The sequence below is a fragment of the Salipiger mucosus DSM 16094 genome (assembly GCF_000442255.1).
Taxonomy (GTDB): domain Bacteria; phylum Pseudomonadota; class Alphaproteobacteria; order Rhodobacterales; family Rhodobacteraceae; genus Salipiger; species Salipiger mucosus.
Genome location: NZ_KE557286.1, coordinates 16,979 through 29,465 on the forward strand (window position 1 = coordinate 16,979; position 12,487 = coordinate 29,465).

10 protein-coding genes are annotated in these 12,487 nt (G+C 69.8%); 5 read left to right on the forward strand and 5 right to left on the reverse strand.

All coding sequences use genetic code 11. The annotated features are described in order from the left end of the window. Nucleotides 1–10: 10 nt before the first annotated feature. The 3 genes from SALMUC_RS25120 to SALMUC_RS25130 form a co-directional block, all read right to left on the reverse strand. A complete protein-coding gene (locus tag SALMUC_RS25120) occupies nt 11–1,054 on the reverse strand; it encodes a DUF2235 domain-containing protein (protein ID WP_021120971.1) in 1,044 nt (347 codons plus the stop codon). Further along, nucleotides 1,032–3,326, reverse strand: a complete 2,295-nt coding sequence (locus SALMUC_RS25125; RefSeq protein WP_020042940.1) for a xanthine dehydrogenase family protein molybdopterin-binding subunit — start codon at nt 3,324–3,326, stop codon at nt 1,032–1,034. Before SALMUC_RS25125 ends, SALMUC_RS25120 begins: the two co-directional genes overlap by 23 nt. Before the next feature lie 103 nt (nt 3,327–3,429). Next, the gene (locus SALMUC_RS25130; protein ID WP_020042939.1) at nt 3,430–4,560 is read right to left on the reverse strand and encodes a type III PLP-dependent enzyme; all 1,131 of its coding nucleotides are present in this window, start codon (nt 4,558–4,560) and stop codon (nt 3,430–3,432) included. Between the two features lie 85 nt (nt 4,561–4,645). Here SALMUC_RS25130 and SALMUC_RS25135 point away from each other — a divergent pair, with 85 nt between their 5' ends. Next, nucleotides 4,646–5,104 carry an Lrp/AsnC family transcriptional regulator gene (locus SALMUC_RS25135; RefSeq protein WP_020042938.1) on the forward strand — a complete coding sequence of 153 codons (459 nt, stop codon included), beginning with the start codon at nt 4,646–4,648 and terminating at the stop codon, nt 5,102–5,104. A gap of 60 nt (nt 5,105–5,164) precedes the next feature. On the opposite strand, the gene SALMUC_RS25140 is transcribed toward SALMUC_RS25135, so the two are convergent. Continuing rightward, a complete protein-coding gene (locus tag SALMUC_RS25140; protein ID WP_020042937.1) occupies nt 5,165–7,660 on the reverse strand; it encodes a hypothetical protein in 2,496 nt (831 codons plus the stop codon). A gap of 139 nt (nt 7,661–7,799) precedes the next feature. On the opposite strand from SALMUC_RS25140, the gene SALMUC_RS25145 reads away from it, so the two are divergent. Next, nucleotides 7,800–8,489 carry a thiamine diphosphokinase gene (locus SALMUC_RS25145; protein WP_020042936.1) on the forward strand — a complete coding sequence of 230 codons (690 nt, stop codon included), beginning with the start codon at nt 7,800–7,802 and terminating at the stop codon, nt 8,487–8,489. On the opposite strand, the gene SALMUC_RS25150 is transcribed toward SALMUC_RS25145, so the two are convergent. Continuing rightward, nucleotides 8,410–9,351, reverse strand: coding sequence for a DMT family transporter (locus SALMUC_RS25150; protein ID WP_020042935.1), 942 nt, complete (start codon nt 9,349–9,351; stop codon nt 8,410–8,412). The two genes, SALMUC_RS25145 and SALMUC_RS25150, sit on opposite strands and share 80 nt — an antisense overlap. Nucleotides 9,352–9,506: 155 nt before the next feature. Here SALMUC_RS25150 and secG point away from each other — a divergent pair, with 155 nt between their 5' ends. The 3 genes from secG to SALMUC_RS25165 all read left to right on the forward strand — a co-directional run. Further along, complete coding sequence (gene secG / locus SALMUC_RS25155) at nt 9,507–9,896, forward strand: preprotein translocase subunit SecG (RefSeq protein ID WP_020042934.1); 390 nt, start codon at nt 9,507–9,509, stop codon at nt 9,894–9,896. A gap of 217 nt (nt 9,897–10,113) precedes the next feature. Continuing rightward, nucleotides 10,114–11,757 carry a CTP synthase gene (locus SALMUC_RS25160; RefSeq protein ID WP_020042933.1) on the forward strand — a complete coding sequence of 548 codons (1,644 nt, stop codon included), beginning with the start codon at nt 10,114–10,116 and terminating at the stop codon, nt 11,755–11,757. A 436-nt stretch (nt 11,758–12,193) separates the two neighbouring features. Then, nucleotides 12,194–12,487 (forward strand): transposase (locus SALMUC_RS25165; RefSeq protein WP_245584648.1); only part of this gene is annotated, 294 nt, incomplete at its 3' end.

Here is a 12,487-nt window from a genome sequence, read left to right on the forward strand (position 1 = left end):
ACCTTCCCCCTCAAATCACTTCCGCACCGTCCGGCGCAGACCGCGCCGTTTCGTGCAGCCGTTCCGAGCGATCGAGGCCGATCTCGCGCTGCCGCCGCAGCAGGAAAAGCTTGCCCGCACCGGTCCACGTGCCGCAGGCCGGGGCCTCCGGGTCGCGGGGAAAGCGCGCCTGCCAGCCCTCGGGCAGGCTCACGTCGCAGGCCTCGAGCCGGTCCAGCATCCAGACCAGCGGAATATTGGCCAGCGGCCGCGACGCCAGCACGCCGCCCAGCTGTCCGCCCACGTCGCCGTGCGAGCCGCGGAACCAGACCTGCTCCACCACGCCCCGATGCTCCGGCGGCACCGTCCAGAGCACCGGCGCGAAGGCCTCGCGCGTCTCGTCCATCGCCAGCGCCTGGTAGCCGCGCTTCACCACCGGCCCGAGGTCGTGGTTGTGGAAGGCGTGCTCGCCCTCGGTCAGCTGCCACAGCAACGGCAGCCGCAGGCCCAGCGCCTTCACGGTGTCCCAGACGCCCAGCATCTCGATCTCGACGCCCGCGTGGCAATAGGCCAGCGAAAAGGCCCCGGCCGCCGGGCCCGGCTGTGGCTGTCTGTAGTGGCGATAGATCTGGCGGATGTTGCGCTCGGTCGCGTGTTCGGCCCGCAGCAGGCCCACGCGGTCGATCATCCCCGCCAGCGAGCGCACCGCGTAGGCGCCGCGCGAATAGCCCAGCAGGAAGATCCGGTCACCCGGCCGGTAGCGCGACGCGAGGTAGCCGTAGGCGCGCTTGATCTTGCGGTTGATGCCGCGCCCGGTCACGATGTCGCGCAGGTCGCGCCAGCCGCGCCACTGCCCCCCCGCCTCGTAGTAGACCGAGGCGTAATGCGCCTCGCGCAGCAGCTTGAAGGTCATCCCGGCGTTGCTCTCGTGGCCGGGCCTCAACGTCGACATGGTGCCGTCGAGGATGATGACGTGGTCGATGGACCCGCGGCGGTGGACACCGCCGTAGGTGCCCCGGGCAAGCTTCGCCCGGAGCCACCCGAGGATCAGGTCATTCAGCCGCCGTACCTGCATTCCCCATCAGGCTCCACATCCGGTGCGGCGTGAAGGGCATGTCCACCTGCTTCACCCCGCGCTCCCACAGCGCATCCTGCACCGCGTTGGACACCGCCGCCAGCGCGCCGACGGTGCCGGCCTCGCCGCAGCCCTTCATGCCCATCGGGTTGCCCGTCGAGGGCACCGGTTCGACGTCGAATCCGATCCAGGGCATGTCGTAGGCCCGCGGCATGGCGTAGTCCATGAAGGTCGCGGTCAGAAGCTGGCCGTCGTCGTCGAAGACCGTGTGCTCGGTGATCGCCTGGCCGATGCCCTGCGCCACCCCGCCATGCACCTGGCCCTCGGCCAGCATCGGGTTGATGAGATTGCCGAAATCGTCGACGACCGTGTATTTCACCACCTCGGTCACGCCGGTCTCGGGGTCGATCTCGACCTCGGCGAAATGCGCCCCGTTGGGGTAGGAACGCGCGTCGATGGCGGTATGCGCCGACCAGCTCAGCAGGTCCTCGCGCCCGGCCTCGCGGGCCATGGCCGCCGCCTCGAGCATGGTGGGCGAGACGTTCGAGCCCTCGGCGCGGAAGCGCTCGTCGTCGAAGCGCACCTCGTCGGGGTCGACACCCATCTCCTCGGCAAGGAACTCACCGAGGCCCGCCACCATGTCACGCACCGCCGTCAGCGTCACCGTCGCCTGCGTCGTGACCGAGCGCGAGCCGCCCGTGCCGCCGCCGCGCGCGATGAGGTCGCTGTCGCCCTGGACGAAGGAGATCTTCTCCAGCGGGATGCCGCTCTGGTCGCTGAGGAACTTGGCGAAGACCGTCTCGTGCCCCTGCCCGTTCGACTGCGTGCCCACGTAGATCGTGGCGCCGCCGTCCTCGTCGAAGGTCACCTTCACGTCCTCGGACGGGTCGCCCAGGATCGATTCGATGTAGTAGCTGAGGCCGATTCCGCGCAGCTTGCCGGCCTTCTCGCTCTCGGCCTTGCGCGCCTCGAAGCCCGCGACATCGGCGTCGGCGATGGCGTGATCCAGCACGCGGGGGAAATCGCCCACGTCGTAGTTCTCGCCCGAGACGGTCTCGTAGGGGAACTGCTTGATGAAGTTGATCTTGCGCAGCTCGATCGGGTCGACGCCCAGCTCGCGCGCGGCGCGGTCCATCACCCGCTCGATCACGTAGATCGCCTCGGGACGGCCGGCGCCGCGATAGGCGTCGACCTGCGTGGTGTTGGTGTAGAAGCCCTCGGCGCGCAGCCAGGCGGCGGGAATGTCGTAGGTGCCGGTCAGCACGCGCGCGAAGAGGAACGACTGGATGAACTGCCCGAACTGCGAGTTCCAGGCACCCAGGTTCGACTTGGTGTGCACCCGGTAGCCCAGGATGCGGTTCTGCTCGTCGAAGGCCAGCTCGGCCATGGTCACGAGATCGCGCCCCGCGTGGTCCGAGAGCATCGCCTCGGTCCGGTCCGACATCCAGTGCACCGGCTGGCCCAGCACCCGCGCGGCATGGGCGGCGCAGAAATACTCGGGATAGGGCGCGGCCTTCATGCCGAAGCCGCCGCCCACGTCCGGGGTGGTCACGCGGATCGCCTCCTCGGGCATGTCCAGCGCCTTGGCGAGATCGCTCTTGAGACTCCAGACCCCCTGCCCGTTGAAGGCCACGTGCAGCCGCTTGCCGTCGAACTCGGCGAAACAGCCGCGCGGCTCCATCGCGTTGCAGATGACGCGGTTGTCGCCCACCTCGAGCCGCACCACGTTGGCCGCCTTGTCGAAGGCCGCCTTGGTCGCCTCCTCGTCGCCGAGGCCGAAATCGTAGGCGCGGTTGTCCGGCGCCTCCTCGTGGATCGGCGCGTTGGTGTCCTGCACGAACTCCATGTGCACGGGCAGCTCGTCGAAATCGAGCTCGATCAGCTCGGCGGCATCCTTGGCCTGCTGCAGCGTCTCGGCCACGACAAAGGCCACCGGCTCGCCCACGTGGCGGATGCGGTCGCGGGCGAGGTAGGGCCGCTTGGGCGCCGCCGCGTCCGAGCCATCACGATTCTTCACCAGCCCGGCGCGCATCGCCATGTCGAGCCCGGCCTCGTCGAGGTCGGCGGCGGTGAGCACCAGCTTCACGCCCTCGGCCTGGCGCGCCTCGCTCACGTCGAGCGTGGTGATCGTGGCATGGGCCACCGGCGCGCGCAGGACGAAGGCCTGCAGCGCACCCTCGGGCGCGATGTCGTCGATGTAGCGGCCGTGGCCGGTCAGCAGCCGGATGTCCTCGGTGCGCTTGACCGCCTGGGATTTGCCGAACTTTTCCATGCCTGCCTCCTGGGGTTCTCCGGCCACTGCGCCGGATCGCGGATTTCGTCACGCGCGACTGTAGTGACCCCGGCGCCGGTGTCCAGCCGATGACGGCCCCCTCTCAGCATCCCGCCGTCATCCGCACCACCCTGCGCACGCCGTAGCCGTTGAAGGCGGTGACCAGCGCCCGCGAATAGGCCCCCATCCCTTCGAAGACGAGGTAGTCTCCCTCGGACAGCGTGTCGGGCAGCGCCAGCTCATCCGGCAGGCGGTCGAGGCTGTCGCAGGTCGGCCCGAAGGCGATGCGCGGCACCGGCCGTCCCGCGCGCGGCGTGCCCTCCTCGGTGAAGACGCGCAGCCGGTCGATGGGGCCGAGGTCGCGCCATTCGGCCATGCCGCCGTAGATGCCGTCGTTGAGAAAGACCGCCTCGGGCGTGACCGCCTTGACCCGCAGCGCGAGGATCATCGCCTCGGCGCAAAGGCCGCGCCCCGGCTCGCAGACCAGCTGCGGCACGTCCGCGCCGAAGGCGGCGCGGGTCGCCTCGGCGATGGTGGCGAAGATCGCCTCAAGGTCGGGCATGGCAGCATCGCGGTGCGAGGGAAAGCCCCCGCCCACGTTCAGCCGGTGCAGGCGCACGCCCGCGCGCCGCGCCACCTCGGCCGCGGCGGCGATGTAGCGCGCCCAGGGCTCGGGCGTGGGACACTGCGTGCCGGGATGGAAGGTGATCGAGGGCGTGAGGCCCATCTCGACGACCTGCCGCAGCAGCGTCTCGGCTTCCTCGGGCGTGGCGCCGAACTTGGCCCCGAAGTCGTAGGCGGCACCGGTCACCGGCAGCTTCAGCCGCACCGCGATCTCGGCGCCCGCCGGCAGGACGCGCAACTTGTCCAGCTCCCGCGCCCGATCGACCGACCAGGAGACGCAGCCTTGGCGCATCCCCTCGGCGATCTCGGCCTCGGAACGCACGGGGTTGTGGTAGTGCAGCGCCGCGCCAGGGGCCTGCTCGCGCACCAGCCGCATCTCGGCGGGCGAGGCCACGTCGAAGGCCCGCAGTCCCGCCGCCAGCAGCCCGCCGACCAGCTCGGGCGCGGGGTTCGCCTTGACCGCGTAGGTCACCTGCCCGGGAAACCCGGAGAGAAAACGCTCGGCCACCTGGGCCAACCGCATGGGGCAGAAAAAGAAAACCGGGTCGTCCGGGCGCGCGCGGGCCAGCCAGGCCTCAGGCGCGGGCATCAGGGACTGCTCGATCCCCATGGGCACCTCCTGTTCGCTAGGTCCCTTCAGGCTGACACGAAGAACGCTCGGAATCGCGCGGCAGATCTGTCAATCTGAGCAAGTTATGAATCGAAACGACGATCATTCCGCACAGATCGACGAAACCGACCGCGCGCTCGTGGCGCTGCTCTCGGCCAATGCGCGGGCGCCGGTGGCCGAGCTGGCCCGGCGGCTGGGGCTGGCCCGGACGACGGTGCAGGCGCGCATCGACCGTCTGGTGGCGCGCGGCGTCATCGCGGGGTTCACGCTGCGGCGCGGCAGCGCGCTCAAGCCCGCGATCCGCGCCACCGCGCTCGTCAGCATCGAGCCGCGCGCCCAGGCCGAGGTGCTGGCCCGGCTCAAGCAGTTGCCGGCGGTCGAGACGGTGCACACGACCTCGGGGCGCGTCGATCTCGTGGTGATCCTGAGCGCTGCCACGACCGAGGAGCTGGACAGCACGCTCGACCGCATCGCCGAGGCGCGCGGCGTGCGCAGCTCGGAAAGCCTGATCCACCTCAGCACCAAGATCGACCGGCGCGGCTGACCCCCGGAAACGCAAACGGCGGAGCCATTGGCCCCGCCGCTTGTGTCCCTGTGTCTTGCCTCAGCCCGCCGCGCGTTCGCCCGGCTTGAAGCTGATGCGATCCGAGGCGGTGAAGCGCCCGCCGCGGGTCTTCTCGATCTTGCCCTCGCGCAGGAGCTGTCCGAAGCTGCGCAGCCGGTCCTCGCGGGTCGAGACCTGCGCCTCGACCTGGCGGACGCGGGTCATGAGCTGCGGGCGCGAGAACTGCTCGCGGCCTTCCACGTAGGAGAGGTAGGCAGCCGCCGCCTCGAGAAGCTCGGGCAGCTCCGAGGCGCCGACCTGCGCGGCATAGGCCTCGAACCCGCCTTCCATGGCGGCGTTCTCGGCCGCGGCCTCTTCCTCGAGATCGGCGACGCGAACGCGGCGGGGGCGCGGCGGCTCGGCCGGGGTCTGCGCATCGACCCGCTGCTCGGCCACCAGCTTGAGCGGCGCGGGACGCAGGCTTTCGCTGGGCCGTTCGGTCTGCGTGACGCCGGCCTCGGGGCGGCGCGGGCGCACGACGTTGGCGAGGTCCGCGCGGTAGGGCTCGGCGGCCTCCTCGGCGTCGGCGGCCTTGCGGCCCAGCAGCTTGTCGGCGCGGGTCGCCGCGACCGCCGCCCGCAGGTGCGCGATGGCGCTGCGGCGGCGGTTGCCCTCGGGCTCGTCGAGCTGGGTGTTCGTCTCGTCGAGAATGCGCGAGGCGTCGTTGTCCTCGATCCGGTTCTCGGTAAGCATGGCACGCGCCGCGCTGGACATCTTGACCGCCTTGCGCGCGGTCTCCTCGGTCTCGCGGGCGCGGGCCTGCTCGGCGTCGTCCCCGGCGGCGAGGTCGTTTTCTTCGGGCTCGACAGGCTCGGGCGCGCGCTCGGTCTCGCGCAGGCGCAGCGGCGCGACGGGGGCCGCGGCGGCGACCTTGTCGACCTCGTCCGCCTCGTCATCGTCGCCCCAGCCGTCGTCGTCGTCCCAGGCACCGGTCCAGTCGTCGTCGCCCCAGTCCTCGAGCGCGTCTTCGGCGCGGTCCTCGTCTTCGGCCTTGGCATGAGGCGCGGCGGCGACGGGTTCGTCGGCCGGCGCGGGCTCATCCGCGATCGCCGGCTCGGCCTCCGCTTCGGCATCCAGCTCGGCGGAAACCTCCGGGGTCGCCTCGGACTCGTCGTCCTCCTCGTCATCCCAGGCGGAGGCGAGATCGGCCGAAAGCTCGGCCTTCACGGCCGCGAGTTCGCGGGCCAGGTCGTCTTCCTCTTCGGGGCTGAGGCTGCTGGCGGGCGCGGAGCTGTCGGCGGTCTCCTCGACCTCTTCCAGCCGGCCCGAGGCCACGGCCTCGTCGAAGACGGCGCGCTTGACCTTGACCACGCGGACGCGCCGCGGGGCGGGTGCATCCTGAACTTCGGCGGCGGGCGCGTCAGGCTCTGCGATGGCGCCGGGCTCTTCCGGGGCCTCGGCGGCCTCCGGCATCTGTTCGGGGACGGCGGCGGCCTCGGGCAGAGCCGCATCGTCCTCGGGCAGCGCGGCTTCGGGCGCGTCGCCGAGGCTGTCGAGGATGCCTTCGGGCAGGACCGGCTCGGCGATCTCCTCGTCGTCGTCATCGTCGTAGGCGACGCTTGCGAGCGTATCGCTGAAGAGGTTGTCGCGGCGCGCCTTGCCGGGCTCGAAGCCCAGCGAGTCGAGCACGGAGCTGGGCGACGCCTCCTGCGCGGGCGTTTCCTCCTTGCGGGCGGCGAGCGCGGCATTGCCATCCTCGACCACGGCGCGGATGCGCCGCAGCTTGGCGGCCACGCTCTCGGCCTCGGCCGCGCGGGCGGCGGCGGCCTCTGCCTCGTCGACGACAGGCTCGGGCTCGGCCACCTCCGGCGCCGCCTCGTCGCTCTCGGGCGGGAGGGAGCCGTCATCGAAATAGGCGACCTCCGCCTCGATGCTGTCATCCTCGGTATCGGTGTCGGTATCGGTGTCGGGCAGCGCGGCGGGTGCCGCGCCGGACCGCGGCATGGTGCCCGAAGCCTCGGCAAAGAGCGCCTGCAGATCGGCGGGCGCCGCAACGGCCATGGCCGCGGCGGCCAGCGCCACCGCGTCCTCGGTGCTTTCGACAAAGTCCTCTTCGGCCTCCGGCGTCTCCTCCTCCACGGAGGCTGCCTCGGGCGCGGCCACCACGCGTTCCGCGACGGGGTCTTCAGCGGCGGGCTCGCCCCCGACAGCCTCTGCTGCGGGAGACGGGGCCGCGGCGGTCGGGGCGCGCATCACCGAAGGGCCGGCCGCCAGTGCCGCGCTGAGCGCGCCGGTCGAGGCCGCGCCGCCGCTGAGCGGTCCGCGCAACATCAGCGAGCCCTGCTCCACCCGGGCATCGATCTGCGCCTGGAAAAGCTCTGCCGCCATCTCGGCGTCGAGCTGCGGCGGTTCGGAGCCGAAGAAGCGATCCTCCCGGATGACCCCCCGGAAGAAGTGCGTGGCATCCTTGACGGCGTCGAGCGGGTCCTCGAACCCTTCCGCCGTACAGGAGAACGTGCCATACGACACCGTGAGGATCTTGCTCGAACTCACCATTGCGCTGCTCACTTTCGTTCGATCTGCAACACACTGTTTACCACGGTGACGGAGACCAAAGCTGACCGATTCTTGGGTATTCAGGGTATCATTTCATGGCTGGATTGTGGCGGGTTTCGCAAATGAGAATTAATCCGCGATGAAGACGGCCATTGTCCACAGCGAGCAGCCCGTTCTGCTGGTCGGCGGCGGGGCCTTGCCCGAGGGGGCGCTGAACCCGCTGCTCGCCCGGACCGGTCCGCGCGTGGCCGCTGACGGCGGTGCCCGGGCGCTGCTGCGGGCCGGGGTGACGCCAGACGCGGTGATCGGCGACATGGACTCCCTGACCGCCGAGGACGCGGCGCGCATCCCGCAGGAGCGCTATCACCGCATCGACGAGCAGGACTCCACCGACTTCGACAAGTGCCTGCGCAACATCTCGGCGCCGCTGGTGCTGGGCGCGGGCTTTCTCGGCGCGCGCATCGACCATCAGCTCGCCGCGATGACCGTGCTCTGCCAGCGCGCCGATCGGCGCTGCATCCTTGTCGGAGAGGACGATGTCGTGGCCCTCGCCCCGCCGCGCCTCGCGCTCGACCTCTGGCCGGGCTGCCGCGTCTCGCTCTTTCCCATGGCGCCGATCCGCGCTGCGGGCACCGGCCTGCGCTGGCCGCTCGAGGGGCTGGACTTCGCGCCGCATGACCGCGTCGGCACCTCGAACGAGGCCGCGGCGGCGCACGTCGAGATCTCGGTTCCCGCGCCGCACATGCTGGTCATTCTGCCGCCGGAGGCGCTGGACGCGCTGGAGCGGGGACTGCTGACGGCGCCCGATGCATGGCCCGCTCGCGCATGAGAATATAAAGCCCCGCCGCCACGATGACGCAGATGCCCGCGCCCGCCAGCGGCCCGGGCAGGTCGCCGAAGACCAGGTATCCGATGGTCGTCGCGACCGGCAGCTCGAGATACTGCACCGGCGCCAGCGTGGCCCCGGGCGCGAAGCGCAGCGACCAGGTCATCAGCAGGTGCGCCAGCGTGCCCAGCAGGCCGATGGTCACCAGCAGCCCCCAGACACCCGGGCCGACCGGGTGCCAGCCCAGCCCGGGCACCGCCTCCGCAGGCACCAACAGCACCAGCGGCGCGATCATCGCGGTCGCCATGAGGCCCGAGACCGCCTGCAACGGCACGGCCCCGATCCGGCGCGAGATGCGGCGCGTGACCATCATGAAGAGCGCGAAGTTCAGCGCCACGCCCAGCGGCAGCAGCGCCGGCCAGCCCACGTCGCGGAAAGCCGGCTGCACCACCATGAGCGTGCCGGCGAAGCCCACCGCGCAGGCCGCCATGCGGCGCCAGCCCACCTCCTCGCCCATCACGTAGTGGCCAAGCAGCAGCAGGATGAACGGCATGACGAAGGCGATGGCGATGGCATCGGCCAGCGGCAGGTAGACCAGCGCAGAGAACATCATGCCGATGCCGAGGACGTGCATGACCGTGCGCAGAAGCACCAGGCCCAGCAGTTGCAGGCCCATCCGCGGAACCCGGCGCCCGATCAGCACCACCGGGGCCAGCAGCGCGGCCTGGATGGCAAAGCGCACGAAGACGATCTGCGCCAGCGGCAGCCGGCCGCCCAGCAGCTTGGCGACGGCATCGCCCATCGGCGCCAGGACGCAGAACCCCAGCATCAGAAGAATTCCCAGAAGCGGCCGGTCCTGATCCATCCGGCGACCCTAGCCGCGCCGGCACGCGAACGGCAAGACGCCGCCGGCCCACCCCGGCGCGCGCGGGCGTGCATGTGCCGGGTTGCGCCGCTGCGCCCCTTCCCCTACATAGCGCGCCAGCATCCGACCGGCCGAAACCCCTTCAGGGACCCCCCATGCAGAACGTCATTCTCATCGTCCACCTTCTCCTCGCGCTCTCGCTGATCGGCGTCGTGCTGCTGCAGCGCTCCGAAGGCGGCGGGCTTGGCATGGGCGGCGGAGGCGGCGGCGCCATGAGCCAGCGCTCGGCCGGCACCGCGCTGGGCAAGCTGACATGGGCCCTGGCCATCGGCTTCATCGCGACCTCGCTGACGCTGACGATCATCGCGGCGAGCGATGCCTCGGGCGTCTCGGTCATGGATCGCCTGACCGGCAACGCGCCGGCGGCCACCGAGGACAGCGGCGGCAACGCGGACGAACTCGACACCGACTCGCTCCTGCCGCCGCCTTCGGCCGGCGACGCCGAGGGCGATTCCGACGCGCCGCTGGTGCCGCGCGCGGACTGATCTTCCGGTCCATTCCGGCCGGTCCGGCCGCCCCCGTGCGGGGCGCGGCCCGGCCTCACACCACAGCTTGAGGGGATGCGCCCCTCACGCAACAGCATCTTGCGGTCTGCTGGACAGGCTCCGGCGAATCCTTTATACGTGGACCCCCGTGATGCTGCGGCCCTGACAGGCCGCGGGTGTCCACAAATGCAGGCAGAATCACGGGGTTGCGCCAGACATGGCACGTTTCATCTTCATCACCGGCGGCGTCGTCTCCTCTCTCGGCAAGGGTCTGGCCTCGGCCGCGCTCGGCGCGCTCCTGCAGGCCCGCGGATTTTCCGTCCGCCTGCGCAAGCTCGATCCCTACCTCAACGTGGACCCGGGCACGATGTCGCCCTTCGAGCACGGCGAGGTCTTCGTGACCGATGACGGGGCCGAGACCGACCTCGACCTCGGCCACTACGAGCGCTTCACCGGCGTGCCCGCGCGGCGCACCGACAGCGTCTCCTCGGGGCGCATCTACACCAACGTGCTCGAGAAGGAGCGCCGCGGCGACTACCTCGGCAAGACGATCCAGGTCATTCCCCACGTCACCGACGAGATCAAGAAATGGATCTCCATCGGCGAGGACGAGGTCGACTTCATGCTCTGCGAGATCGGCGGCACCGTCGGCGACATCGAGGGCCTGCCCTTCTTCGAGGCGATCCGCCAGTTCTCGCAGGACAAGCCGCGCGGCCAGTGCGTCTTCATGCACCTCACGCTGCTGCCCTGGATCAAGGCCAGCGGCGAGCTCAAGACCAAGCCGACGCAGCACTCGGTGAAGGAGCTGCGCTCCATCGGCCTCGCGCCCGACATCCTCGTCTGCCGCTCCGAGGGGCCCATCCCCCAGAAGGAACGCGAGAAGCTGGCGCTCTTCTGCAACGTGCGGCCCGACAGCGTGATCGCCGCGCAGGACCTGCCCACGATCTACGACGCGCCGCTGGCCTACCACCGCGAGGGGCTGGACCAGGCCGTGCTGGACGCCTTCCAGATCACGCCCGCGCCCAAGCCCAACCTGCGCAAGTGGGAGGATGTCTCGGACCGCATCCACAACCCCGAGGGCGAGGTGCGTGTGGCCATCGTCGGCAAGTACACGCAGCTCGAGGACGCCTACAAGTCCATCGCCGAGGCGCTGACCCACGGCGGGCTCGCCAACCGCGTCAAGGTGCGCATCGACTGGGTCGACGCCGAGCTCTTCGAGCAGGAGGACCCGGCCCCCTACCTCGAGGAATTCGACGCCATCCTCGTGCCCGGCGGCTTCGGCGAGCGCGGCACCGAGGGCAAGATCAAGGCCGCCCAGTTCGCGCGCGAGCACAAGGTGCCCTACCTCGGCATCTGCCTCGGCATGCAGATGGCGGTGATCGAGGCCGCGCGCAACGTCGCCGGCGTCAAGAAGGCGGGCTCGGAGGAGTTCGACCACGAGGCCGGGGAGAAGCGCTTCGAGCCGGTGGTCTACCACCTCAAGGAATGGGTGCAGGGCAACCAGAAGGTCAACCGCCGCCCCGACGACGCCAAGGGCGGCACCATGCGCCTGGGCGCCTACGACGCGGTGCTGACCTCGGGCTCGAAGGTCTCCGAGGTCTACGGCCGCACGGCGATCGACGAACGCCACCGCCACCGCTACGAGGTCGACATCAAGTACCGCGAGGCGCTGGAGGAGAGCGGCCTGTGCTTTTCCGGCATGTCCCCCGACGGCCGCCTGCCCGAGATCGTGGAATGGCCCGACCACCCCTGGTTCATCGGCGTGCAGTTCCACCCCGAGCTGAAGTCGAAACCGTTTGACCCGCATCCGCTCTTCAAGGACTTTGTCCGGGCGGCGAAAGAGGTGTCGCGGTTGGTGTGAGACAGGCAAATGCGTTTCTCTATTAGTGAGTGTGCCGTCAAGGCTGCATTAAAACGTCAAGCGCCCAGCCTCATACCGATGAGCGGCGAAAGCCGCCTTCGAAAGAGAGGCTATCATGTAGCCTACAGCATATCCGCAGAGGGCCGCTACTTCAGGCACAAGAATATCAAGAATGGTATCGCCTACTTGACCTCTCCTGCACTTGGAAAGCATGGAATCATAAACTGCAGAAGCAGCTCGTCAAATATCGCGCTTTATCGACTTGAGTTTCAAACCTACTGGGGACGGTATGAATTCAAGACTCACAATCCAATTGTAAGCGCTGTCCCGCGGTCACCTTCCGCGATGTTTCGGCGAATGCGAGAGCATCCTTATCGTGAGTTAGGGAGTGCGGTTCGCAATGTGCGCTACAAATGCGTTTCTCAGATCGCTCGGTGTGGAGATCTACGCGTCCGGACACCGGCGCTGGCCGGATGAGGCGAAGGCGCAGGCAGTCGCCGAGACGCTCCAGCCGGGAATGACGGTGAACGATGTTGCAACGCGGTTCGGTATCCAGCCGAACCAGCTGTCGGCGTGGCGGCGCATGGCGAAGGACGGCAAGCTTGTCCTGCCGGCCGATGAGGGCGCCGGAGATGAGGCGGTGTTCGCGCCTCTCGTGGTGTGTGACGCGGGGTCTCCTGCGCCAGAGGCGGAGAGCAGCGCCGTGGGGCGCGATATCCGGCTCGCTGTC